Source organism: Stenotrophomonas sp. IS26 (assembly GCF_054188265.1).
The window spans coordinates 1-24322 of sequence record NZ_JBSZJV010000027.1; the positions used below are offsets into that span (position 1 = coordinate 1).

At 65.1% G+C, this 24322-nt stretch carries 24 protein-coding genes; 10 read left to right on the forward strand and 14 right to left on the reverse strand.

Annotated features, from left to right (window positions below; translation table 11 throughout):
• Positions 1 to 252: 252 nt before the first annotated feature.
• The 7 genes from ACW6W5_RS16570 to ACW6W5_RS16600 all read left to right on the forward strand — a co-directional run bounded on the left by ACW6W5_RS16570 (position 253) and on the right by ACW6W5_RS16600 (position 8023).
• Positions 253 to 1518 (forward strand): efflux RND transporter periplasmic adaptor subunit, encoded by a 1266-nt coding sequence (locus ACW6W5_RS16570; protein WP_121040051.1) that lies wholly within the window; start codon positions 253 to 255, stop codon positions 1516 to 1518.
• A gap of 43 nt (positions 1519 to 1561) precedes the next feature.
• Positions 1562 to 2287 (forward strand): ABC transporter ATP-binding protein, encoded by a 726-nt coding sequence (locus tag ACW6W5_RS16575; protein WP_121040054.1) that lies wholly within the window; start codon positions 1562 to 1564, stop codon positions 2285 to 2287.
• A gap of 8 nt (positions 2288 to 2295) precedes the next feature.
• Entirely contained in the window at positions 2296 to 3600 is a 1305-nt protein-coding gene (locus ACW6W5_RS16580) for an ABC transporter permease (protein WP_121040057.1), read from the forward strand.
• A 16-nt stretch (positions 3601 to 3616) separates the two neighbouring features.
• Positions 3617 to 4837 carry an ABC transporter permease gene (locus ACW6W5_RS16585; RefSeq protein WP_121040060.1) on the forward strand — a complete coding sequence of 407 codons (1221 nt, stop codon included), beginning with the start codon at positions 3617 to 3619 and terminating at the stop codon, positions 4835 to 4837.
• A gap of 1 nt (position 4838) precedes the next feature.
• On the forward strand, positions 4839 to 5240 hold the full coding sequence (locus ACW6W5_RS16590; protein ID WP_152151091.1) for a PDZ domain-containing protein: 402 nt from the start codon (positions 4839 to 4841) through the stop codon (positions 5238 to 5240).
• Between the two features lie 78 nt (positions 5241 to 5318).
• A complete protein-coding gene (locus ACW6W5_RS16595) occupies positions 5319 to 6659 on the forward strand; it encodes a sigma-54-dependent transcriptional regulator (RefSeq protein ID WP_121040066.1) in 1341 nt (446 codons plus the stop codon).
• Positions 6656 to 8023, forward strand: a complete 1368-nt coding sequence (locus tag ACW6W5_RS16600) for a sensor histidine kinase (protein WP_121040069.1) — start codon at positions 6656 to 6658, stop codon at positions 8021 to 8023. The genes ACW6W5_RS16595 and ACW6W5_RS16600 overlap by 4 nt, the downstream gene beginning before the upstream one ends.
• Positions 8024 to 8042: 19 nt before the next feature.
• Here the strand turns inward: ACW6W5_RS16600 and glmU are convergent, their stop codons facing one another.
• A complete protein-coding gene (gene glmU, locus ACW6W5_RS16605; protein WP_152151089.1) occupies positions 8043 to 9407 on the reverse strand; it encodes a bifunctional UDP-N-acetylglucosamine diphosphorylase/glucosamine-1-phosphate N-acetyltransferase GlmU in 1365 nt (454 codons plus the stop codon).
• Between the two features lie 85 nt (positions 9408 to 9492).
• Here glmU and ACW6W5_RS16610 point away from each other — a divergent pair, with 85 nt between their 5' ends.
• Entirely contained in the window at positions 9493 to 9876 is a 384-nt protein-coding gene (locus tag ACW6W5_RS16610; protein ID WP_152151087.1) for a GtrA family protein, read from the forward strand.
• Positions 9877 to 9960: 84 nt separating this feature from the next.
• On the opposite strand, the gene ACW6W5_RS16615 is transcribed toward ACW6W5_RS16610, so the two are convergent.
• The 9 genes from ACW6W5_RS16615 to ACW6W5_RS16655 all read right to left on the reverse strand — a co-directional run bounded on the left by ACW6W5_RS16615 (position 9961) and on the right by ACW6W5_RS16655 (position 17187).
• On the reverse strand, positions 9961 to 10383 hold the full coding sequence (locus tag ACW6W5_RS16615) for a F0F1 ATP synthase subunit epsilon (protein WP_019183637.1): 423 nt from the start codon (positions 10381 to 10383) through the stop codon (positions 9961 to 9963).
• Positions 10384 to 10498: 115 nt separating this feature from the next.
• Positions 10499 to 11905: a F0F1 ATP synthase subunit beta gene (gene atpD / locus ACW6W5_RS16620; protein ID WP_121040078.1), complete on the reverse strand. Its 1407-nt coding sequence runs from the start codon at positions 11903 to 11905 to the stop codon at positions 10499 to 10501.
• Between the two features lie 37 nt (positions 11906 to 11942).
• On the reverse strand, positions 11943 to 12806 hold the full coding sequence (gene atpG / locus ACW6W5_RS16625; RefSeq protein WP_088433765.1) for a F0F1 ATP synthase subunit gamma: 864 nt from the start codon (positions 12804 to 12806) through the stop codon (positions 11943 to 11945).
• A gap of 76 nt (positions 12807 to 12882) precedes the next feature.
• A complete protein-coding gene (gene atpA / locus ACW6W5_RS16630) occupies positions 12883 to 14430 on the reverse strand; it encodes a F0F1 ATP synthase subunit alpha (RefSeq protein ID WP_088433869.1) in 1548 nt (515 codons plus the stop codon).
• 44 nt (positions 14431 to 14474) lie between these two features.
• The gene (locus ACW6W5_RS16635; protein WP_088433764.1) at positions 14475 to 15002 is read right to left on the reverse strand and encodes a F0F1 ATP synthase subunit delta; all 528 of its coding nucleotides are present in this window, start codon (positions 15000 to 15002) and stop codon (positions 14475 to 14477) included.
• A 3-nt stretch (positions 15003 to 15005) separates the two neighbouring features.
• On the reverse strand, positions 15006 to 15476 hold the full coding sequence (locus ACW6W5_RS16640; RefSeq protein ID WP_088433763.1) for a F0F1 ATP synthase subunit B: 471 nt from the start codon (positions 15474 to 15476) through the stop codon (positions 15006 to 15008).
• A 111-nt stretch (positions 15477 to 15587) separates the two neighbouring features.
• Positions 15588 to 15890 (reverse strand): F0F1 ATP synthase subunit C, encoded by a 303-nt coding sequence (gene atpE, locus ACW6W5_RS16645; RefSeq protein WP_088433762.1) that lies wholly within the window; start codon positions 15888 to 15890, stop codon positions 15588 to 15590.
• Between the two features lie 66 nt (positions 15891 to 15956).
• A complete protein-coding gene (gene atpB, locus ACW6W5_RS16650; RefSeq protein WP_121040081.1) occupies positions 15957 to 16787 on the reverse strand; it encodes a F0F1 ATP synthase subunit A in 831 nt (276 codons plus the stop codon).
• A gap of 31 nt (positions 16788 to 16818) precedes the next feature.
• The gene (locus ACW6W5_RS16655) at positions 16819 to 17187 is read right to left on the reverse strand and encodes a hypothetical protein (protein WP_172407534.1); all 369 of its coding nucleotides are present in this window, start codon (positions 17185 to 17187) and stop codon (positions 16819 to 16821) included.
• A 538-nt stretch (positions 17188 to 17725) separates the two neighbouring features.
• On the opposite strand from ACW6W5_RS16655, the gene ACW6W5_RS16660 reads away from it, so the two are divergent.
• Complete coding sequence (locus ACW6W5_RS16660; protein ID WP_121040084.1) at positions 17726 to 18544, forward strand: TonB-dependent receptor; 819 nt, start codon at positions 17726 to 17728, stop codon at positions 18542 to 18544.
• Positions 18545 to 18849: 305 nt separating this feature from the next.
• On the opposite strand, the gene lpdA is transcribed toward ACW6W5_RS16660, so the two are convergent.
• The 4 genes from lpdA to ACW6W5_RS16680 form a co-directional block, all read right to left on the reverse strand.
• Entirely contained in the window at positions 18850 to 20664 is a 1815-nt protein-coding gene (gene lpdA, locus ACW6W5_RS16665; RefSeq protein WP_152151085.1) for a dihydrolipoyl dehydrogenase, read from the reverse strand.
• Positions 20665 to 20681: 17 nt separating this feature from the next.
• A complete protein-coding gene (locus tag ACW6W5_RS16670) occupies positions 20682 to 21329 on the reverse strand; it encodes a hypothetical protein (RefSeq protein ID WP_428999808.1) in 648 nt (215 codons plus the stop codon).
• Positions 21326 to 22729, reverse strand: coding sequence for a dihydrolipoyllysine-residue acetyltransferase (gene aceF, locus ACW6W5_RS16675; protein ID WP_121040090.1), 1404 nt, complete (start codon positions 22727 to 22729; stop codon positions 21326 to 21328). The genes ACW6W5_RS16670 and aceF overlap by 4 nt, the downstream gene beginning before the upstream one ends.
• A 200-nt stretch (positions 22730 to 22929) precedes the next feature.
• Positions 22930 to 23451 carry a DNA-deoxyinosine glycosylase gene (locus ACW6W5_RS16680; protein ID WP_152151083.1) on the reverse strand — a complete coding sequence of 174 codons (522 nt, stop codon included), beginning with the start codon at positions 23449 to 23451 and terminating at the stop codon, positions 22930 to 22932.
• A gap of 192 nt (positions 23452 to 23643) precedes the next feature.
• Here ACW6W5_RS16680 and ACW6W5_RS16685 point away from each other — a divergent pair, with 192 nt between their 5' ends.
• The gene (locus tag ACW6W5_RS16685) at positions 23644 to 24276 is read left to right on the forward strand and encodes an OmpW/AlkL family protein (protein WP_019183623.1); all 633 of its coding nucleotides are present in this window, start codon (positions 23644 to 23646) and stop codon (positions 24274 to 24276) included.
• Positions 24277 to 24322 lie beyond the last annotated feature (46 nt).

The following is a 24322-nucleotide window of genomic DNA, read 5'->3' on the forward strand; positions in this document are numbered from 1 at the left end:
GACCGGTACCACGTCGCGATGCGCGATCGCTCCCACAATGCCGCACATAGATTCAGATCCCAGCTGGTTAGCCTCGCATTCTAGCGTGGCCGCCCCGGCGGCTTGGGCGCTGTCGGCTTAACGAAAGTGTCCGGTCCGGTGTCCGCGGACACGCGGACACGCCGCCCCGATCGCAAGCCCTTGTTTTGAAAGGGTGAAAAGTTGGCACGAAGTCTGCTTTGGTACTTCACAACCCAACCGCGAACGAGCCCCATGATCCGCGACACTTCCGCCCAGGACCAGACCCTTTCCTCGCATGCCGCGCCCGCCCCGTGGAAGCGCTGGCTGTGGCCGGCGGTCGCCGCCCTGGTCGTGCTGCTGGCGATCGGCTTCGCCGCCCGCGCCTGGCTCGGCGCCAGCCGCTCGTTCGACAGCGCACGTGTCCGCGTGGCCGAGGTCACCCGGGGCGACATGGTCCGCGACATCGCTGCGGACGGCCGTGTGATCGCGGCCAACAACCCGGTGCTGTATGCGATCTCCGCCGGCAACGTGGATCTGAAGGTCGTGGCCGGTGATGTGGTCAAGCAGGGCCAGGAGCTGGCCGTGATCGACAGCCCTGAGCTGCGCAGCAAGCTGGCCCAGGAACAGGCCACGCTGGCCGGGCTGCAGGCCGAGGCGAGCCGCGCGAGCCTGGATGCCACGCTGGCCCGCGCCACCGCCCAGAAAGACACCGACCAGGCCGTGATCGAACGCCAGGCCGCGGTGCGCGACCTGGAGCGCTACAAACGCGGCTTCGATGGTGGCGCGGTGCCGCAGGTGGATGTCGCCAAGGCCGAGGACACCGTCAAGAAGAGCGACATCCAGCTCGAGCACGCCCGCAAGGACGCCATGCTCAAGGCCCAGGGCGCCGATCTGGATGCGCGCAACAAGCGCCTGCTGGCCGACCGCCAGCGCGCCGTGGTCACCGAAGTCGAACGTCAGGTCGACGCGCTCACCCTGCGCGCGCCGTTCGATGGCCAGGTCGGCCAGGTGCAAGCCACCCAGCACACCAACGTCGTCGCCAATGCGCCGATCCTGGGCGTGGTCGACCTGTCCCGCTTCGAGATCGAGATCAAGGTGCCGGAGAGCTTCGCGCGCGAGCTGTCGATCGGCATGCCGGCACAGCTGACCGGCGGCAGCGGCCAGTTCGCCGGTGAGATCTCCGCGGTGTCCCCGGAAGTGGTCGCCGGTGAGGTCAACGCCCGCATCCGCTTTGCTGACAAGCAGCCACAGGGCCTGCGCCAGAGCCAGCGGATGCAGGCACGCGTGCTGCTCGATACCCGCCGCAACGCACTCAAGATCGAACGTGGCCCGTTCGTCGAACAGGGCAACGGCTACGCCTACGTCATGGACGGCAGCAGTGCGGTCCGTCGCCCGGTCAAGCTCGGTGTGAGCAGCTTGGGCGAAGTGGAAATCCTCTCTGGCCTGCAGCCCGGCGATCGCGTCGTGGTGTCCGGCAGTGATCTGTTCGGCGACGCCGAGCGCGTCTCCATCAACTGATTCAGTCCCTTTCGATCTTCTCGACCCTCAAAGGAAAACAGCCATGCTTGAAATGCGCTCGGTCGCCAAAGTCTTCCGCACCGAACAGGTGGAAACCCATGCCCTGCGGTCGCTGGACCTGCATGTCCGCGAAGGGGAGTTCGTCGCCGTGACCGGTCCGTCCGGTTCGGGCAAGACCACCTTCCTCAACATCGCCGGCCTGCTGGAGACCTTCACCAGCGGCACCTATCTGCTCGATGGCCAGGACGTCAGCCAACTCGGTGACGACGCTCGCAGCCGCCTGCGCAACCAGAAGATTGGCTTCATCTTCCAGGGCTTCAACCTGATCTCCGACCTGAACCTGTTCGACAACGTCGATGTGCCGCTGCGCTACCGCGGCATGCCCGCGGCCGAACGCAAGCAGCGCATCGAGCACGCGCTTGGCCAGGTGGGCCTGGCCTCGCGCATGAAGCACTACCCGGCCGAACTGTCCGGTGGCCAGCAGCAGCGCGCCGCGATCGCACGTGCACTGGCCGGCAGCCCGCGCCTGCTGCTGGCCGATGAACCGACCGGCAACCTGGACAGCCAGATGGCCCGGGGCGTGATGGAGCTGCTGGAAGAGATCAATTCCAAGGGCACCACGATCGTGATGGTCACCCACGATCCGGAACTGGCCGCGCGCGCCAAGCGCAACGTGCACATCGTCGATGGCCAGGTCACCGACCTGCTGCGCGATCCGGTGCTCGCCACGCCGCGCCCCGCGGTTGCCGCCGCCATCGCCAACGACTGAGGCCGGCCATGATTGCTTACTACTTCCGACTGGCCCTGCGCAGCTTCCGGCGCAACAAAGTGCTGACCGCGCTGATGGTGATCGCCATCGCGCTGGGTATCGGCGCTTCGATGACCACGCTGACCGTGTTCCATGTGTTGTCCGGTGATCCGATTCCGCAGAAGAGCGACCGGCTGTTCAGCGTCCTGGTTGATCCACAGCCCCTGCTCGGTTATCAGCCCGGAGAAGAGCCCGCCGATCAGCTGACCCGATTCGATGCGGACAAGCTGCTTCGTGAGAAGCATGCCAAGCGCCAGGCGATGATGACCGGCGGTGGCGTCACCATTGAGCCGGACAGCAGCACGCTGCGCCCGTTCAGCACCGATGCGCGCTACACCTCGAGCGATTTCTTCCCGATGTTCGATACCCCGTTCCTGTACGGCCAAGGGTGGAAGGAGACTGAGGATGAAGGTCGCGGCCGGGTCGCGGTGATTTCCAAGACACTCAACCAGAAGCTGTTCGAGGGCGCCAACAGCGTCGGCAAATCGGTGCGCGTCAACGGCAACACCATGACCGTCGTTGGCGTGCTCGGCGACTGGCACCCCAATCCGCACTTCTATGATCTGTATACCGGTCGCTACGGCGACAGCGAGGACGTCTTCCTGCCGTTCTCCACGGCGATCGAGTTGAAGTTCGACCGCAACGGCAGTATCGACTGCTTCGGTCGTCGCAACGAGACCGATCCCACCGGGCCCAGCGCAAGCTGCACCTGGATCCAGTACTGGGTGGAGCTGGAAAACCCCGGCCAGGCCGCAGAGTACCGCCGCTACCTGGAGAACTACTCCGATCAGCAGCGTGCTGCCGGTCGCTTTGAACGACCCAACAACGTGCGCCTGCGCAATGTCATGGAATGGCTGGACTTCAAGAAGGTCGTCCCCGGTGATGTGCGCCTGCAGTTGTGGCTGGCGATGGGCTTCCTGCTGGTCTGCCTGATCAACACGGTGGGCCTGCTGCTGGCCAAATTCCTGCGTCGCAGTGGTGAGATCGGGGTACGCCGTGCGCTGGGTGCCAGCCGTGGCCAGATCTTCCTGCAATCGTTGATCGAGGCCGGCACGGTCGGCCTGGCCGGGGGCCTGCTCGGCCTGGTACTGGCGATGGTCGGGCTGTATGCAGTGCGCCAACAACCCGTGGACTACGCCAAGTTGGCCACGCTGGATGGACAGATGCTGCTGATGACCTTCGCGCTGACCCTGGTCGCCAGCCTGCTGGCTGGATTCCTGCCGGCGCTGCGCGCCATGCAGGTCACGCCCGCCATCCAACTCAAATCGCAGTAAGGATCCGGAGCACACCATGGATATCCGTCCCATCCTCTCCACCCTGCGCCGGCACAAGACCGCCGCGGCACTGATCGTGCTGGAGATCGCCCTGACCTGCGCCATCGTCTGCAATGCGCTGTTCCTTATTGGTCAGCGCATCGAGAAGATCAACCAGCCCAGCGGCATCGCCGAAACCGAACTGATCGAAGTCAGGCTGGGCGGCATCGGCCCCCAGGTCAACGCCGTGGCACGTACCCGCGAGGATCTGGCGGCGTTGCACGCGCTTCCCGGCGTCAAAAGCGCAGTGACGCTGAATCAGATCCCGTTCCGCAACAGCTCCTGGAATACCAGCCTGGGCCTGGTCCCCGATCAGGAGCGCCCAACGCTGAGCTCCTCCCAGTACTTCGCCCGGGAAGGTGCGCTGGATACGCTGGGCGTGGAGCTGATCGCCGGTCGCGATTTCCAGCCCGATGAATATCGCGATCTGGAAGAGGTCAAGAACGACGAAGTCGCGGCGGACAAGGGCTCGGCGGTGGTTGTCACCAAGGCAATTGCCGACAAGATGTTCCCCGGCGGCGATGCACTGGGCAAGACGATCTACAGCGGCTCCATGCCGCTGCGCATCATCGGCATCGTCAAGGTGCTGGCTCGCCCGACGGCACGTGATGGTGACACGCAGTTCTCGATCGTGCTGCCGCTTCGGACCACCTATGACGAGGGCTTCTACCTGGTGCGTGTCACCGATCCAACCCGCCGCGACGAAGTGCTCAAGTCCGCCGTCGCAGCCCTGGAGCGGGTGGACGCCAGCCGCCTGGTGCACGGCAAGTACACCTACGAGGAACAACGCAACAAGTACTTCGCCAATGACCGCGCCATGGTCGGCCTGCTCATCACCGTGTGCGTGGCATTGCTGGTCGTCACTGCACTGGGCATCGTCGGCCTGGCCAGCTTCTGGGTGCAGCAGCGCACCAAGCAGATCGGCATCCGCCGTGCGCTGGGGGCAACCCGCAGCCAGATCCTGCGCTACTTCCAGACCGAGAACTTCCTGTTGGCCACCGTGGGGATCGTGTTGGGCATGTTGATGGCCTACACGATCAACCTGTGGCTGATGAACAACTACGAGCTGCCGCGCATGCCCATCAGCTACCTGCCGATCGGCGCGGTGCTGCTGTGGCTGCTCGGCCAGATCGCTGTCTTCGGCCCGGCCCGTCGTGCCGCCGCCGTCCCCCCTGCCGTTGCCACCCGGAGTGCCTGAAATGCGCCAGACCAAACTCGCTACCCTGTTGTTCTCCCTCCTGCTGGCCAGCGCTCCCGCGCTGGCCGCCACCCAGACCGATACCGCGCGCCTGGAGTGGCGCGATGACAGCCACCACCTGGTGGTGGATGCACGGGATGGCATCGTGCGCGTTACCACCACCGAGCCAAGCACCTATTTCGGCGTGCGCAGCGGCGATCGGATTCTGCGTGTGGATGGCCAGCCCGTCCGGCGCATGGCCGACCTCACCCATGCACTGGTCGGCAACAAGGCCACCCGGGTGCCCGTCGTCGTGCTGCGCAAGGGCAACCAGGTGACCGTCGATGTCAACACCGCCGCCTGGAGCGACGTCCTGGCGGTGCAGACCCCGCCCATCCCCCAGGCGCCTGGCGCCGGCAACTGAGCCAAGCGCGCCGGGCCATCTGCCCCTTGGCCCGGCGCTCCGGTACTCTTGATTCCACTTCCGGCCCTACGCTGACGCATGCCCTCGATCCTGATCATTGACGACAACGCCAGCGTCGGCACCGCCCTCGACGTGCTGTTCTCGCTGCACGACATCGAGGCGCTGCATGCGATCTCGCCCGAACAAGGGCTGGCGATCCTGGAACAACAGCCGGTGGATCTGGTGATCCAGGACATGAACTTCACCGAAGACACCACCTCCGGCGAAGAAGGCGAAGCATTGTTCCAGCAGATCCGCGCGCGCCATCCGGATCTGCCGGTGATCCTGTTGACCGCCTGGACACATCTGAGCAGTGCGGTCGATCTGGTCAAGGCGGGCGCTGCGGACTACCTGGCCAAGCCATGGGACGACCGCAAGCTGCTGATCACGGTCAACAACCTGCTGGAGCTGTCGGAAACCCGCCGCGAACTGGACCGCCGCCGCGACCGCGAGCAACGGGATCGCTCGGCGCTGGAGGCCCGCTACGATCTGCGCGGCGCCGTGGTGGCCGATCCGGCCAGTGAGCGTGTGGTCAACCTGGCCTGCCAGGTGGCACGCTCGGCACTGCCGGTGCTGATCACCGGCCCCAACGGCGCAGGCAAGGAGAAGATCGCCGAGATCATCCAGGCCAACTCGCTGGTAGCCAAGGGAGCGTTCGTCGCGCTCAACTGCGGCGCGATTCCGTCCGAGCTGATCGAGGCGGAGTTGTTCGGTGCCGAGGCCGGTGCCTACACCGGTGCCAACAAGGCACGCGAAGGCAAGTTCGAGGCCGCCGATGGCGGCACCCTGTTCCTGGATGAGATCGGCAATCTCTCTGCCAGTGGACAGATGAAACTGCTGCGCGTGCTGGAAACCGGCCGCTTCGAACGGCTGGGCTCCAACCGCGAGCGGCAGGTCAAGGTGCGCGTCATCAGTGCGACCAACGCCGATCTGCCCGCGATGATCCGCGATGGCCAGTTCCGCGAGGATCTTTACTACCGCCTCAATACCGTCGAGCTGGCGCTGCCACCGCTGGCCGAGCGGCCCGGCGACATCCTGCCGCTGGCCGAACGCTTCCTGGACAGTGGCAAGCCACTGTCCACCGCTGCGGCCACCGCGCTTCAGCGGCATCCCTGGCCGGGCAATGTGCGCGAGCTGCGCAACGTGCTGCAGCGCGCCCAACTGTTCGCCACCGGACCGCGCATCGAGGCAGGCGACCTCAACCTGCCGCGCGCCGCGGCCCCGCGCGCGGCCAGCCCGACCGTGGACCCGGACCGCAGCCGCATCGAAACCGCGCTGGCCCACAACCACGGCATCATCGCCCAGACGGCGGCCGAGCTCGGGCTCAGCCGCCAGGCGCTGTATCGGCGCATGGACCGTTACGGCATCCCGCGCGAATGAAGCGGCGCTCGTTCACCTTCCGTCTGTTCCTGCGCCTGCTGCCGGTGCTAGCACTGGCGGCTGCATTTCCGTGGTATCTGGCGTTCTGGCTGGACCATGGCTGGGCGGTTACGTGCATCTCGGTTGTCGTGCTGCTTGCGCTGATGTGGTGGAGCCTGCGCCGCGCGACGGCGCCGATCCGCTCATTGCTGCGCGCCCTGTCCGGCACCACCAGCAGCTACCGCGACGGCGAATACAACTTCGGCATTTATTGGCCCTCCAATGATGAGCTGGGCGATCTGGTCCAGGCCCACCGCGAACTCGGCGATGTGCTGCGTGCGCAGCGCCAGGACCTGGTCCAGCGCGAGCTGCTGCTGGACACCATGGTGCAGAACACGCCGGTGTCGATGCTGTTGCTGGCGCACGGGGGCGACGGCGTGCAGCGCGTGGTGTTCTCCAACCTGGCGGCGCGCAAGCTGCTGCACAATGGTTGGAAACTGGAAGGCCAGCGCATGGACGACGTCATGGCGACGATGCCGATCGAGCTGCGCGATGCCATCGCCCGCGGGGGCGACAGCCTGTTCGCGGTGCGCGGGGAAGGCCAGGACAATGATGATGAACGTGATGAAGACGACGAGCAGATCTATCACCTGTCCCGCCGCAACTTCCATCTCAACGGCCGCCCGCACGACCTGCTGTTGATCCGCCTGCTGACCGCTGAGCTGCGCCGTCAGGAAGTGCAGACCTGGAAGAAGGTGATCCGGGTGATCAGCCACGAGTTGAACAATTCGCTGGCCCCGATCGCCTCGTTGGCGCATTCCGGTGGCGAGCTGGTCCGGCGCGGCAAGACGGAACGGCTGGAAGAAGTGTTCACTACCATCGAAGAGCGCGCCCGCCACCTGGAAGGGTTCATCCGGGGCTACGCGCGCTTCGCCAAGCTGCCGCAGCCGCAGTTGCAGACCGTGCAGTGGAACCTGTTCCTGACCGGCCTTCAGCACCAGATCCCGTTCCGCATGGCCGGAATTCCCGATGATCTGCACAGCCGGGTGGACATCGCCCAGCTCGGGCAGGCGCTGTTGAACCTGCTCAAGAACGCGCATGAAGCCTGCGCTGACGCCGAACCACCGAATGAGGATGTCGAGCTGCGCCTGACCCGCCTGCCGCAGTGGCTGCGGCTGGAGGTATTGGACCGCGGCAAGGGCATGAACGAAGCGGTGCTGCAGAACGCGTTGATGCCCTTCTATTCCACCAAGCGCAACGGCACCGGCCTCGGCCTGGCGCTGACGCGCGAGATCGTCGAAGCGCACGGCGGCCGCATTTCATTGCAGAACCGCCGCGAAGGTGGCCTGTGCGTGGCGGTGTTCCTGCCTGCCGACACCCGCTAGCGCCGGCCGCTGGCCGGCACTACTTCTTCGTGGGGCGCTTCCAGCCGTCGATGGTTTCCTGGCGTGTGCGTGCGACGGTCAGCTTGTCCGCCGGCGCGCCACGGGTGATCACCGAGCCGGCCGCCACCGTGGCGCCCTCGCCGATCACGACCGGCGCGACCAGCGAGCTGTTGGACCCGATGAAGGCACGGTCGCCGATGGTCGTCTGCGATTTGTTTACGCCGTCGTAGTTGCAGGTGATGGTGCCCGCGCCGATGTTGACCTTGCTGCCGATCACTGCATCACCCAGGTAGGTGAGGTGGTTGGCCTTGCTGCCCGCGCCGAGCACGACCTTCTTGGTTTCCACGAAGTTGCCGACGTGCGCGCCCTCCGCGAGGACGGTACCCGGACGCAGCCGGGCGAACGGACCGATCTCCGCCGCGCCTTCGCTGATCACCCCGTCCAGATCGCAGTGCGGCTTGACCACGGTGCCCGCGGCCAGGCTGACATCCTTGAGCCGGGTGAACGCGCCGATGCTGACGCCGTCGCCCAGCACCACGCGACCTTCCAGGATCACGTTGACGTCGATCTGCACGTCACTGCCCACGGTCACCGTGCCACGGATATCCAGCCGTGCCGGGTCCAGTACGCGCGCCCCCTGGGCGCACAGTGCACGCACTTCACGCAGCTGCCAGGCGCGTTCGAGCTGGGCCAGCTGCCACGGGTCGTTGGCACCCTCGGCGTCCTGCGGATCCTGCACGAACGCCATCTCGGCCGGGGTGTAATCGCTGGCTGCCGCGGCAAAGATGTCGGTCAGGTAGTACTCGCCCTGCGCGTTCGCATTGGAGAGCTGGGACAACCAACGGCGCAGTGCCGTGGATTCGGCGGTGATGATGCCGGTATTGATGGTGCGGATGCTGCGCTGTTCGTCGCTGGCGTCTTTCTGTTCGACGATCGCGCCGACCTTGCCCTCGGCATTGCGCACGATGCGGCCATAGCCGGTCGGATCGGCCACCTCGGCCACCAGCACGGCCAGGCGGCCCGGCTGCGACAGCAGGTGGCGCAGCGTCTCGCCGCGGATCAACGGCACATCGCCGTACAACACCAGAACGGTTGCCGCATCCGGCACTTCCGGCATGGCCTGCAGCACGGCATGCCCGGTGCCCAGCTGCTCGCCCTGCTCGGCCCAGCGCAGGTCAGGCTGATCGGCGAATGCCTGGCGCACCGCTTCGCCGCCATGGCCGTACACCACGTGGATCGCTTCAGGCTGCAGCTGGCGTGCGGTGTCGATGACGTGGGCGAGCATCGGGCGGCCGGCGATCGGCTGCAGCACCTTGGGCAGGGCCGACTTCATGCGCTTGCCGGCGCCGGCGGCCAGGATGATCACGTGCAGGGGCTGGGTCATGGGTAGATCACGTTCCGGGAATCGTTGATGGGAATTCTAGTGCGACGCTCGTTAACATGTGGGATTGTCCGCACCCGGAGTGCACGTGAGTCTCCTCCGCCAAGGCAGCCGCTATCTCGTCGTGGGCCTGATCCAGCTGGTGTTGGACTGGGCCGTGTTCGTGGCTGCCACCGCATTGGGAATGCCAGCCGCACCCGGCAACCTGCTGGGGCGCGTGAGCGGCATGCTGCTCGGCTTCTGGCTCAACGGCCGCTACACGTTCGCCCACGATGGTGAACACCGTCTGGGCTGGCCGCGGTTCGTGCGCTTCGCGCTGCTGTGGGCGGTGCTGACCGCGATCAGCACGCTGCTGGTGACGCTGGCGGCCGAGCACATGGGGCTACGCTATGCGTGGCTGGCCAAACCCTTGGTCGAAGGCGCACTGGCCGGTCTGTCGTTCCTGCTGATGCGGACCCTGATCTTCCGCTGATCCGGCGTACCGGGAGGCAGGCAAAAAAAACGCCGGCAAGCCGGCGTTTTCCCCTTCGCGGATGGCGCCGTCGCGCCGCCCCGCTTAGTGCTTGAGGTTCTTGCGCAGGCGCTCAAGCGCCTGCAGCTGGGCGGACACTTCCGCCAGGCGCTGCTGCGCTTCGGCCACTTCCATTGCTTCACCACGGTTGGCCAGGATGCGCTCGGCTTCTTCCTTGGCCTTGCGGACCGAGGCTTCGTCGATGTCCTGGGCACGGATCGCGGTGTCGGCCAGCACGGTCACGACCTGCGGCTGCACTTCGAGAATGCCGCCGGAGATGGCGAAGTCGATCTGCTCGCCGCTCGGCGTGGTCACCACCACCTTGCCCGGCTTCAGGCGGGTGATCAGCGGGGCATGCTTGGGCGCGATGCCCAGCTCACCCAGCTCACCGGTGGCCACGACCAGGGTCGCCTCACCACGGAAGATTTCCTGCTCGGCGCTGACGATGTCGCAACGGATGGTGCTCATGAAACTCTTCTCGCTTTAGGGTGGGCTCGCGCCCACCGCAGGATGTCCTCAGCGGTGGGCGTGCGCCCACCCCGTGTGACGGGTCGGGACGGGCATCTCGCCCGTCCCCGCCGCATCAGGCCTTTTCAGCCATCTTCTTGGCCTTCTCGACCGCTTCTTCGATGCTGCCGACCATGTAGAACGCCTGTTCCGGCAGGTGGTCGTATTCGCCATCGACGATGGCCTTGAAGCCACGGATGGTGTCCTTCAGCGACACGTACTTGCCCGGCGAACCGGTGAACACTTCGGCCACGTGGAACGGCTGGCTGAAGAAGCGCTCGATCTTGCGGGCGCGGGTCACGGCCTGCTTGTCTTCTTCGGACAGTTCGTCCATGCCCAGGATGGCGATGATGTCCTTCAGTTCCTTGTACTTCTGCAAGGTCTGCTGGACGCGCTGGGCGGTGTCGTAATGCTCGTGGCCGATGACCAGCGGGTCCATCTGGCGGCTGGTCGAGTCGAGCGGATCCACGGCCGGGTAGATACCCAGCGAGGCGATCGAACGCGACAGGGTCACGGTCGAATCCAAGTGGGCGAAGGTGGTGGCCGGCGACGGATCGGTCAAGTCATCGGCGGGCACGTAGACGGCCTGGATCGAGGTGATCGAGCCGTTCTTGGTGGAGGTGATGCGCTCCTGCAGGACGCCCATTTCCTCGGCCAGGGTCGGCTGGTAACCCACGGCCGACGGCATACGGCCCAGCAGTGCCGACACTTCGGTACCGGCCAGGGTGTAGCGGTAGATGTTGTCGACGAACAGCAGCACGTCCTTGCCCTTGCCGTTTTCGTCCTTCTCATCGCGGAAGTACTCGGCCATGGTCAGGCCGGTCAGGGCGACGCGCAGACGGTTGCCCGGCGGCTCGTTCATCTGGCCGTACACCATCGCGACCTTGTCCAGGACGTTGGAGTCCTTCATCTCGTGGTAGAAGTCGTTGCCCTCACGGGTACGCTCACCCACGCCGGCGAACACGGACAGACCGCTGTGCGCCTTGGCGATGTTGTTGATCAGTTCCATCATGTTGACGGTCTTGCCGACGCCGGCGCCGCCGAACAGGCCGACCTTGCCGCCCTTGGCGAACGGGCACATCAGGTCGATGACCTTGATGCCGGTTTCCAGCAGCTCGGTGGCCGGGGACTGGTCTTCGTACGACGGCGCGGCACGATGGATTTCCCAGGTGTCGCTGGCGGTGACCGGACCGGCTTCGTCGATCGGGCGACCCAGCACGTCCATGATGCGGCCCAGCGTGCCTGCGCCGACCGGCACCGAGATGGCGCGTTCGGTGTTGGTGGCGACCAGGTTGCGCTTCAGGCCGTCGGTGGAGCCCAGCGCGATGCAACGGACCACGCCGTCACCCAGCTGCTGCTGCACTTCCAGCGTGATTTCGGTGTTATCCACCTTCAGCGCGTGGTACACCTTCGGCACCGACTCGCGGGGGAATTCGACGTCGACGACGGCGCCGATGATCTGAACGATCTTGCCCTGACTCATTGCTGCAATCCTCTAATGTGTGCTTTGACTGTGCGCGTCAGACTGCTGCCGCGCCGCCGACGATTTCGGAGATTTCCTGGGTGATCGCTGCCTGGCGGGCCTTGTTGTAGACCAGCTGCAGGGTTCCGATCAGCTTGTTCGCGTTGTCACTGGCCGACTTCATCGCGACCATGCGGGCTGCATGCTCGGACGCGACGTTTTCCAGCACCGCCTGGTACACCAGCGACTCGACGTACCGCGTCATCACGTGCTCGAGCACGGTCGCAGCGTCGGGTTCGTACAGGTAGTCCCAGTCGTGATGCGCGACCTGCTTCTCAGCAGCCGGCAACGGCAGCAGCTGATCGAAGCTGGCTTTCTGCGTCATCGTATTGATGAAGCGGTTGTAGACCAGGTACACGCGGTCGACCTTGCCGTCGGTGAATGCATCGAGCATCACCTTGATCACGCCGATCAGCTGTTCCAGGTGCGGCACATCGCCCATGTGGGTGACCGTGCCGACCATGTTGACCTTGACGCGACGGAAGAAGGTCGACGCCTTCTGGCCGACGGTGACCACATCGATCTCGGCACCCTTGTCCTGCCACTGGCGCACTTCGCCCAGCATCTTGCGGAACAGGTTGTTGTTCAGGCCGCCGGCCAGACCGCGGTCGGACGAGACCACGATGTAACCGACGCGCTTGACCTCGTCACGCTGGACCAGGAACGGATGCTGGTAATCGGTGCTGGCCTGGGCCAGGTGACCGATCACCTGCTTCATCGCCTGCGCATACGGACGCGACGTCTTCATCCGCTCCTGCGCCTTGCGGATTTTGGAGGCCGAGACCATTTCGAGCGCACGCGTCACCTTGCGGGTGTTCTGCACGCTCTTGATCTTGGTTTTGATTTCGCGTCCGCTTGCCATCTCTTATTCCCGTAGAGCGAAGGGGTGCTCCGCTTTGTCACAGTGAAGCGGGGCAACGCCCCGCTCTACATGCGGCTTACCAGCTGCCGGTGGTCTTGAACTCGGTGATGCCCTTCTTGAAGGCAGCCTCGATATCGTTGTCCCAGCCGCCGGTCGCGTTGATCTTGTTGATCAGCTCGCCCTGGGTGTTGGCGAAGTGGGCATGCAGACCTTCTTCCAGCGCCAGCAGCTTGTTGACCGGCACGTCGTCGAGGTAACCCTCGTTGACGGCGTAGATCGACAGCGCCTGGTTGGCGATGGACATCGGGGCGTACTGCTTCTGCTTCATCAGCTCGGTGACGCGCTGACCGCGCTCAAGCTGCTTGCGGGTGGCTTCGTCCAGGTCCGAGGCGAACTGCGCGAACGCCGCCAGCTCACGGTACTGGGCCAGCGAGATACGGATGCCGCCGGACAGCTTCTTGATGATCTTGGTCTGGGCCGCACCACCGACGCGCGACACCGAGATACCGGCGTTCACGGCCGGGCGGATGCCCGAGTTGAACAGATCGGTTTCCAGGAAGATCTGGCCGTCGGTGATGGAGATCACGTTGGTCGGCACGAAGGCCGAGACGTCACCGGCCTGGGTTTCGATGATCGGCAGCGCGGTGAGCGAGCCGGTCTTGCCCTTGACGGCGCCGTTGGTGAACTTTTCCACATACTCTTCGGACACGCGGGCAGCGCGCTCGAGCAGGCGGGAGTGCAGGTAGAACACGTCACCCGGGTAGGCTTCACGGCCCGGCGGACGCTTCAGCAGCAGCGAGATCTGGCGGTAGGCCACGGCCTGCTTGGACAGATCGTCGTACACGATCAGCGCGTCTTCGCCGCGGTCCATGAAGTACTCACCCATGGTGCAGCCCGAGTAGGCGCTGATGTACTGCATCGCGGCCGATTCGGACGCGGTCGCAGCGACCACCACGGTGTGCGCCAGGGCGCCGTTCTCTTCCAGCTTGCGCACGATGTTGGCCACGGTCGACGCCTTCTGGCCGATCGCGACGTACACGCACTTGATGCCGGTTTCTTTCTGGTTGATCACCGCATCGATGGCCAGGGCGGTCTTGCCGGTCTGGCGGTCACCGATGACCAGCTCGCGCTGGCCGCGGCCGATCGGGATCATCGAGTCGACGGACTTGTAACCGGTCTGCACCGGCTGGTCGACCGACTTGCGCCAGATCACGCCCGGCGCAACGCGCTCCACCGGCGCGGTGGCCTTGGCCGCGATCGGGCCCTTGCCGTCGATCGGCTCGCCGAGCGCGTTCACGACGCGGCCCAGCATTTCCGGACCGACCGGCACTTCCAGGATGCGACCGGTGGTCTTGGCGACGTCGCCTTCGCGCAGGTTCTGGTAATCACCCAGCACCACGGCGCCGACCGAGTCGCGCTCCAGGTTCAGGGCCAGTGCGAAGGTGTTGTTCGGCAGTTCGATCATTTCGCCCTGCATCACGTCGGCCAGACCGAAGATGCGCACGATGCCGTCGGACACGCTGGTCACGGTGCCTTCGTTGCGCGATTCCGCGGCCAGCTTGACCTTCTCGATGCGGTTCTTGATCAGTTCGCTGATTTCGGAGGGGTTGAGCGTGGTTGCCATCGTCAAGTCCTAGTGCCGGCGATCACGCCGGACGTTAAATGAATTCAGTTAGCGAGCGCGGTCTGCAGGCGCGACAGCTTGCCCTTGAGCGAGCCATCGATGACCACATCACCGGCGTCGATCACGGCACCGCCGATCAGCGACGCATCCACTGCGGTCGTCACATCCACCTCGGCGCCGAAGCGCTTGCGCAGCGCGGCCTTGATGGCGTCCAGTTCGGCGCCGGACAATTCGGTGGCCGAGGTCACCGTGGCCTTGACCACGTGTTCGGCTTCAGCGCGCAGCTGGTCGTACATGCCGGCGATTTCCGGCAGCAGCGGCAGACGGTGCGCATCGGCCAGGATGGCCAGGAAGCGACCGAAGGTCTCGCTGGACGATTCCGGCACCAGCATCGCGACGGCATCGCCGCGATCCAGTTCCGGGTTCGACAGCAAGGCCGCCACGCGCGGGTCGGCAGCTACGTGGGCGGAGAACGCAAGCGCGTCCGACCACGGCGCGAACGTGCCTTCGTCGCGCGCGGTCGCGAACGCGGCGCGGGCATACGGGCGTGCAAGCGTGAGGGCCTGGCTCATCGATCAGATCTCCGAGGCCAGCTCGTCGAGCAGCGCCTTGTGGGCGTTGGCGTCGATTTCGCGCTTGAGCAGCTTTTCGGCACCGCTTACGGCCAGCGCGGACACCTGCTTGCGCAGATCTTCACGGGCACGGTTGGCGGCAGCGTCGATCTCGGCGTAGGCCAGATCTTTCTGGCGGTTGGCTTCGACGATGGCTTCATTCTTGGCGGCATCAACGATCTGGTTGGCGCGTGCATGGGCCTGATCGATGATCTCGTTGGCCTTGGTGCGCGCATCCTTCAGTGCATCGTTGACCTTTTCCTGGGCCTGGGCCAGGTCTTTCTGGCTGCGGTCAGCAGCGGCAAGGCCTTCAGCGATCTTCTGCTGACGCTCTTCGATGGCGTTCATCAACGGCGGCCAGATCTTGGTCGCGATGATCCAGATCAGTCCGGCAAACGCCAGTGCCTGGGCAACGAGGGTAAAACCGATATCCATGGGGTTCGCTCAATCTGGGGTGATGGGGTGGTTGCGCCGCCCGAAGCGGCGCAGCCGTCCTTCATCCGCGATCAGGCGCACAAGGCGCCTGATCGTTTCGCTTTCGCTGGATCAGCCCGCAACGGCCGGCAGACGTGCAACGAACTCGCCGATGGTCGGGTTGGCAAAGGCCAGCAGCAGGCCGACGGCGACCGAGATGATGAACGCGGCATCGATCAGGCCGGCGGTGATGAACATGCGGACCTGCAGCACCGGAATCAGTTCCGGCTGGCGCGCGGCCGATTCCAGGAACTTACCGGACATGATGGCCAGACCGAGACCGGCACCCAGCGCGGCCAGGCCGATCATGATGCCGACGGCGAGGACGGTGGAGCTCTGGACTTGGGCGAGGTTGGTCAGGACGGCGAAGTACATGGTTTTCTCCTGGAACTTTGGATAACTAAGGGTTTAGAAACAAACGGATGAAGGGTGAAGCGAAACTCAGTGAGCGTCTTCCGACAGGCTCAGGTACACGATGGACAACATCATGAAGATGAACGCCTGCAGCGGAATCACCAGCAGGTGGAACAGCATCCAGCCCAAGCCGAATGCACCGCCTGCGATGGCACCGGCGATACCCGCACCGCCCAGCACCCAGATCAGCAGGAAGACGATCTCACCGCCGAACATGTTGCCGAACAGTCGCATCGCCAGCGAAATCGGCTTGCTCAGCCACTCGACGATGTTGAGGATCAGGTTGAACGGGAGCATCCACTTGCCGAACGGCGCGGTCAGGAATTCCTTGGTGAAGCCACCCAGGCCCTTGGAGCGCAGCGCGAAGAACAGCATCAGGAAGAACACGCTGATCGACATGCCCAGGGTGGCATTGACGTCGGCGGTGGGAACCGGCTTCCAGAACGCGTAATCATGCGGATGGGCGGCGCCCATCATGCCGGCCACCCACTGGGTGAAGGCATTCATCGGGTAGCCGATGAAATCCGCAGGAATCATCTTGATGAGGTTCATCAAGAGGATCCAGAAGAAGATGGTGATCGCGATCGGGGTCACCAGCTTGCTGGTGCCGTGGTAGGTGTCCTTGGCCTGGCGGTCAACGAACTCCAGGCAGATCTCGATGAACGCCTGCCACTTGCCCGGGACGCCTGCGGTCGCTTTGCGCGTGGCCATCCAGAAGGCGAACACCATGATCAGGCCCATCAGGACCGACGTGGCGATAGTATCCAGATGCAACGCCCACGGGCTGTCACGCATCACCACAAGATTCTGCAGGTGATGTTGGATGTAGGAGGTGGGAGTTAGCGCCTCGCCTGCCATGTGTCCGGAACCTTGAGTTAAATAAATTGGATCAGCGCCTGGCCAGAGCCAGGACCTGGAACATCAACCCGACGGCGATACCGGCCAGCAGCGCCAGTGCAGGCAGCTTGAAGACCAGGAACCCCACCATCAGGACGCCGAATACGAGCACCCACTTTGCCACCACCGCCAGGATCAGGCGGGTCATCGCCGAACCTGCCGCCTGCACCCCGCCGCCCAGCGCCATCCGCGCGGCGACCCAGCCGGCTGCAGAAACCGCCACACCGGAGAGCAGCGCCCCCAGAGCGGCCTTCGGGCCTCCCCACAGCAGCAGGGCAAGAGCCAGGACAGCCACTGCAGCCAGCGGGTAAACCGCTGCGCGCAGCATCAGTCGCCGACCCGCGTCAACGGAGTTCAGCACGTGAATGTCCTGCATGGTTGTGAGTAGGAAAGGCCGAGGCAGCAAGCCAGCGCCTCGTCGAGCCGCCAAATTATAGCAATGGGACAATTTGAGAGACAACCGCTGCCTGTTCATCCCGGATGTAAGCCCGCCGTTGGGGGGTTGTGGAAACCTGTTCCACCCTCGGGCCAATCCCACTGCGCAAAGAGGCGCCCGATGCGGCAGTGCAACATGTTGAACTTTGGTCGCGCACCCGGGTCAGACCCATCAGCCTGCCGTTGAATCCTCGTCGGCGTCCCGCGCGCAGGCCAGTACAGGGTGGCCCCGAAGCCCTCTCCGGGGCCACCCTCTTTTTGCGGTGCTGCCTGTGTGATCCAGAATCAGGCCCAGCGCGGCCGGTCGTGAACGGTGATTCCATCCGAAAACGGCCACGGGGCAGACCTGTGTGCCCTCTGTCTGCATGAACGGTACACACTGCGTCCACCATACCTTCACGAATGGTGGACGTCGCAGTGGGCAATGTGACGGCACATCACTAGAACCACCGCAAGGACCCCCGATGCGCCCGATGCTCTCCCTGCTTGCCGTGCCAGTCGCTCTGGCCGCACTCTCCTACGCCGCTCCGTCCCACGCCGCCGAAGGCGATGACCGCTTCGCCCTGCGCCTGGGTGCGATGCAGATCGATTCGGACAACACGATCCGTGGCAACACCAACATCGCGGGTCAGGACGTTGGCTTCTCCGAAGATTTCGGCCTCGGTGGCAAGGAATGGGAGCCGCGCATTGACGGCATGTTCCGTATCAGCAACCGCCAGCGCCTGCTGTTCAACTACTTCAAGTACGACAAGGATCGCCGCGAGACCCTCGATCAGGGTGTCAGCTTCGGCGATACCACTGTGCCGGCCGGCAGCTTCATCAAGGGTGAGCTGAAGTACCAGGTCGCCAGCCTGGTGTATGACTACTCGGTGGTGGACACCGAGAAGTTCGACCTCGGCCTGCAGCTGGGTGCCGAGTACGCCAAGGTCAGCACCAAGGCCTACGCCGATGTCGGCGACCTGTACCAGGGCGAGTTCCTGGACGAGAAGGCCGACGGTGTGGCGCCGGTGGTCGGTGCACGCTTGAGCTTCACGCCGTCCGAGAAGTGGATGATCACCTTCCAGGGCCAGTACCTGAACACCAAGTGGGGCAACTTCGACGATTACGACGGCGACCTGAGCCGCGCCAATGCGATCGTCGATTACCGCTTCACCAAGAACTTCGGCGTGTTCGCCGGCTACGACTGGTTCAAGCTGGACGTGGACCAGAGCGGCAGCGATGGCACGATCGGTCTGAAGCAGGAGTTCAAGGGTCCGGTGGCTGGCGTCAGCTTCGTCTTCTAAGCCCTTCGCACTACCTCTCTCCAAGCGCGGCCTCCGAAATATCGGGGGCCGCGTTTTTTTTGTGCGCTTTGTTTTGGGGAGCAACTGCGGGTTGTTTGGGGGTCGGGCACGGACACCCTGTCGTGCGAATGTCCCCCGGCGACGGCCTGTGGCCGCCACCTCCTCCTTGATTTCGCCCCACAGGGTATCCGTGCCCGCCTCGACAGACCTCCGGTGGCCGCCGGGAGGTCAGCAACAAAAAACCCCGGCGTTCACCGGGGTTTTTCGTTAAACCGGCGTCACCACCCAGGGCGGTGATCGACCGATTATTTCTTCTTCGGCATGTACAGATCGGTGATCGTGCCGTCGTAGATTTCCGCGGCCATCGCCACCGATTCGCTCAGCGTCGGATGGGCGTGGATGGTGTGGCCGATGTCTTCGGCCTCCGCACCCATCTCGATCGCCAGGCCGATCTCGGCCAGCAGATCACCCGCGTGCACGCCGACGATCGCACCACCGATGATGCGGTGGGTCTCTTCGTCGAAGATCAGCTTGGTGAAGCCCTCGGTACGACCGATGCCGATCGCGCGGCCGCTGGCGGCCCACGGGAACTTGGCCACGCCGACCTTCAGGCCCTTGGCCTTGGCTTCGGTTTCGGTCACGCCGACCCACGCGATTTCCGGATTGGTGTAAGCCACCGACGGAATCACGCGCGCCACCCACTCCTTCTTCTCGCCGGCGGCCACTTCCGCAGCCAGCTTGCCCTCGTGCGTGGCCTTGTGGGCCAGCATCGGGTTGCCGACGATGTCGCCGATCGCAAAGATGTGCGGCACATTGGTGCGCATCTGGCGGTCGGCCGGGATGAAGCCACGGTCGGTGACCTGCACGCCAGCCTTCTCGGCATCGATCTTCTTGCCGTTCGGCGAGCGGCCCACCGCGACCAGCACGCGGTCGAAGGTGGTCGCGTCCAGACCCGGCTTTTCGCCTTCCACGGCCGCTTCGAAGGACACGGTGATACCGGCCTTCTCGGCCTTGACGTCGGTCGCCTTGGTCTTCAGGTGGACCTCGACGCCCTGCTTCTTCAGGCGATCGGCCAGCGGCTTGACCAGGTCCTTGTCAGCGCCCGGCATCAGCTGCTCCATGAACTCGACCACGGTCACCTTGCTGCCCAGCGCCGCATACACCGTCGCCATTTCCAGGCCGATGATGCCGCCACCGACCACCAGCAGCGAACCCGGCACGTCGGCCAGTTCCAGCGCATCGGTGGAATCCATGACGCGCGTGTCGTCCCACGGGAAGTTCGGCAGCTTCACCGCCTGCGAACCGGCCGCGATGATGCACTGCTCGAAGCGCAGCAGCTGGGTCTTGCCGTCGTCGCCGACGATCTCCAGCTCATTGGCCGAGACGAACCTGGCCAGGCCCTGCACGGTGCGCACCTTGCGCTGCTTGGCCATGCCGGCCAGGCCCTTGGTCAGCTGGGTGACCACCTTTTCCTTGTAGCCGCGCAGCTTGTCCAGGGTGATGGTCGGCTTGCCGAACTCCACGCCGAAATCACCGGCGTGGGCGACTTCATCGATCACCGCGGCGGCGTGCAGCAGCGCCTTGGACGGGATGCAGCCCACGTTGAGGCATACGCCGCCGAGGCTGGCGTAACGCTCGACCAGCACGGTGTCCACGCCCAGGTCGGCCGAACGGAAGGCAGCGGTGTAACCGCCCGGGCCTGCGCCCAGCACCACCATCTTGCACTCGATATCGGCCGGCTTGCCCGACGACAGCGCCGGCTGCGGCGCGGCCGGTTCGGCCGGGGCGCGGTGCGACGGGGTCACCGGCGGCTTGCTGGCCGGGGCAGCCTCGGCCTTCGGCGCCTCCGCCTTGGCCGGCGCGGCAGGCGCGGCGGCCTCGCCTTCGGCTTCCAGCAGCAGCACGACGTCGCCTTCGGAGAGGTTGTCGCCGAGCTTGACCTTGATTTCCTTGACCACACCGGCGGCCGAGGACGGCACTTCCAGCGTTGCCTTGTCCGATTCCAGCGTGACCAGACCCTGGTCCTTCTTCACCGTGTCACCCACGGCGACCAGCAGTTCGATCACCGGGACACCGCTGTAATCGCCGATGTCAGGAACCTTGATTTCAATTGCGGCCATTCGTGTTCTCCTGGTGCTCAGCCGGCCTTGCCGCCGAGCAGTTGCTGCAGTTCGTCGAGCGACTCGTCCAGATCTTTCCAGCGACGGTCGAGCTTCTTTTCCTTGGTGTCGCTGGCTTCGATCAGCAGCGCCACCTGTTTCATCATCAGCCGGCCCGCGCCGCACGCCGGCCGGGTGCCGCTGTAACGCTGGCCATCCACGGTGAAGGACAGCACGTCACCGTCCAGCACCGGCGCCTTGCGGTCGCCCGGCACCTGCGCGGCCAGCGCGGCCTGCCAGCTGTGCAGCATCCGCTGCGCCAACGGCGCCGGGATGCTGACCTGGTACTGGTCCGGGGCCTGGTCCACACGCAGTTCCACACCGCCCTGGCGGGCGCCGCTGTTCCAGGTGTAGACGCGCTTGTCGGCCCGGCTGTAGCGCAGGGTCCATGCCTGGTCCTGGGAGCCGGGCAGCAAGGCGACGCCGGTCTCCACGCCACTCTTGGGCAGGCTCACCAGTGACAGCGCAGGCTGCACCGTGCCATCGAACAGGGTTTCCACCGCCTGGCCATAGTTGCCGACCGCCGGTGGCCAGCCATGGCCCAGGTCGGACGCGCATTCGCGCGCGCCCGCCTGCGCCATCGGCAGCGCCATCAGCAGCCCGGCCAGGACCAGGCCCTGCTTCACAGCAGGACGCGCCGCATGTCGGCCAACACCTGCGAGAGGTAGGTGGTGAAGCGGGCGGCCAGCGCGCCGTCGATGACGCGGTGGTCATAGCTCAGCGACAACGGCAGCATCAGCTTCGGGGCGAACTCCTTGCCATTCCAGACCGGCTGGATCGACGACTTGGACACGCCCAGGATGGCCACTTCCGGTGCATTGACGATCGGGGTGAATGCCGTGCCACCGATGCCGCCCAGCGAGCTGATCGAGAAGCAGCCACCGCTCATGTCGGCCGGGCCGAGCTTGCCGTCGCGGGCCTTCTTGGCCAGTTCGCCGGATTCCTGCGCGATCTGCACCACACCCTTCTTGTCGACGTCGCGGATCACCGGCACGACCAGGCCGCTCGGCGTATCGGCCGCGAAACCGATGTTGAAGTACTTCTTCAGGGTCAGGTTCTCGCCGCTGGCATCCAGCGAGGCGTTGAACTCCGGGAACTTCTTCAGCGCCGCGGCGCTGGCCTTGACCAGGAAGGCGAGCATGGTCAGCTTGATGCCGGCCTTCTCGTTTTCCTTGTTCAGCGCCACGCGCAGGGCTTCCAGCTCGGTGATGTCGGCCTGCTCGAACTGGGTGACATGCGGAATCATCGCCCAGTTGCGGGCCAGGTTCGCGCCCGAGATCTTCTTGATCCGGGACAGCGGCTGGACCTCGACCTCACCGAACTTGCTGAAGTCGACCTTCGGCCAGGGCAGCAGGTTCAGACCGCCACCGGCCGCCACAGTACCGCCGGTGGCAGCGCCGCCGCCGGCCAGGGCCGACTTGACGAACTTCTGCACGTCGGACTTGGTGATGCGGCCCCCCTTCTCGGTGCCGCTCAGCTGGTTCAGGTCCACGCCCAGCTCGCGGGCGAACACGCGCACGGCCGGCGAAGCGTAGGGCACCTTCTGCGGCAGCACGCTGTCGGCGTTGAAGGCCACCGGCGGGCTGGTCGGCGAGCCACCCGACGGGGCAGCGGCGGCCGGGGCCGGCTGGGTCGGCTTGGCAGCGGACTGCTCGATATCACGGGCGGCCAGCTTGTCCGGCTCGGCCTGGGTGGCGACCGGCTCGACCTTGGTCGCGGTCTCGGCGGCTTCGGCCTTGGCAGCGGGGGCCGGGGCAGCAGCAGCGGCCGGCGCAGCGGCGGCTTCGCTGACTTCGATCAGGGCCACAAGCTTGCCCTCGGAGAGGTTGTCGCCGATCTTGACCTTGATTTCCTTGACGATACCGGCCACCGAGGACGGCACTTCCATCGTGGCCTTGTCCGATTCCAGCGTCACCAGACCCTGGTCTTTCTTGACGGTATCTCCAACGGCGACCAGCACCTCGATTACCGGGATATCGCTGTAGTCACCGATATCGGGGACAAGTGCTTCCTTGATTTCGGCCATGGGGAAAACTCCGGCAATCTGGTGTAGGGAATCGCCTATTGTGGGGGCTTCGCGCGCCAGCGCCAACCAGCTTGGCGAATTTTCAGCGCCGCTGTCCCGGGACAGGCTGTTGCAGGCATCTGCTTTGGCCGGATTGGGCTTGGCACAGTGCAAAGTGGAATTTTCCAGTCGGTACCGTATTGTCCGGCGCTGTCCCCGCCTCAGCGCCGGATGGCATCGGCCAGCGGCTGCCATGCCTCCACCAGCCGAGGCAACGGCCACGCCGCGTTCGCCGGGCTGGTGGAGGGCAGCGACCAGACCGGCACCTCGTGCGCCGCATCAAGCAGCGCCGGCACGATGAAACGCTGGAACGCCCGGTACGCGGTGCCGCCATTGCAGGCGATCGCGCGCAGCGCAGGCCATCCGTCGATCAGTACCCCAAGCGCATTGGGCACTTCACTGCCGCGCACGATCGACGCATCCAGGCTGCCGCGTCGCTCGCACTGCCCGATCACATCCCACACGCCCACACCGCGCGCGTTCAATGCGCGCACGCGATCCGGATAAGGAAGCGCCGCGTCGATCCCGCACAGCACGCCCATCAGCGGCCAGAAACGATTGCGCGGATGGGCGTAGTACTGCCCCGCCTGCAGCGATGCGACACCCGGCATCGAACCGAGTACCAGCACGCGGCAGTCGACGTCCAGCTGCGCAGGGAGGCCGATGCACGTTGTGGTTTCCATCACACCATCACCAGATGAATGAATGTCAGGCATCGCATCATCGCCCGTAAATGCAGCGGTTTCGCACTGATCGCTGAATGGAAACAACTAAATTTTAACGTGCGTCGGATGCGATTCATATTGCGGGGACTACGGTTGCCTCGCCCCACAACACCGGGGCCCAGAACAAAAACATCCTGAGGAGATTCCCCCATGCGCTCCATCCGTACCCTGACCCTGGCTACCCTGACTGCTCTTGCTTTTGCGCCGGCTGCTTTCGCGCAGGACAGCACTGTTGATACCGCTTCTGGCAAGCACTTCGCCGTGGTCGGCGGCGTGTCGCTGCTGCAGCCCAAGAACGATCCGCTCGATGGCGTGCGCAAGGTGGACGGCGGCCCGGCCCCGACCCTGAGCTTCAGCTACTACATCAACGACAACTGGGCCGTGGAACTGTGGGGCGCAGCCGACAAGTTCGATCACCGCGTGCGCGGCACCGATGGCGCCCGCCTGGGCACCGTCGAGCAGCAGCCGATCGCGCTGAGCGGCCAGTACCACTTCGGCCAGGCCGACAACGTGTTCCGTCCGTTCGTGGGCGCCGGTTACTACGAGTCCAACTTCAGCAATGAAGACCTCGCCAGCGACATCGGCCATATCGGCGTCAAGACCGCCAAGGGCGCGATCGGCACCGTCGGCGTGGACATGAACATCAACAGCACCTGGTTCGCCCGTGCCGATGCCCGCTACATGCATTCGCGCCCGGAGCTGACCGTCAACGGTGAAGGCACCGGCGACAAGGCCAAGCTGGATCCGTGGACCGTGGGCTTCGGCATCGGCGCGCGCTTCTAAGCACGCCGTTCCACTTCCACGCAATACGTACAACGGGCCCCTCGCG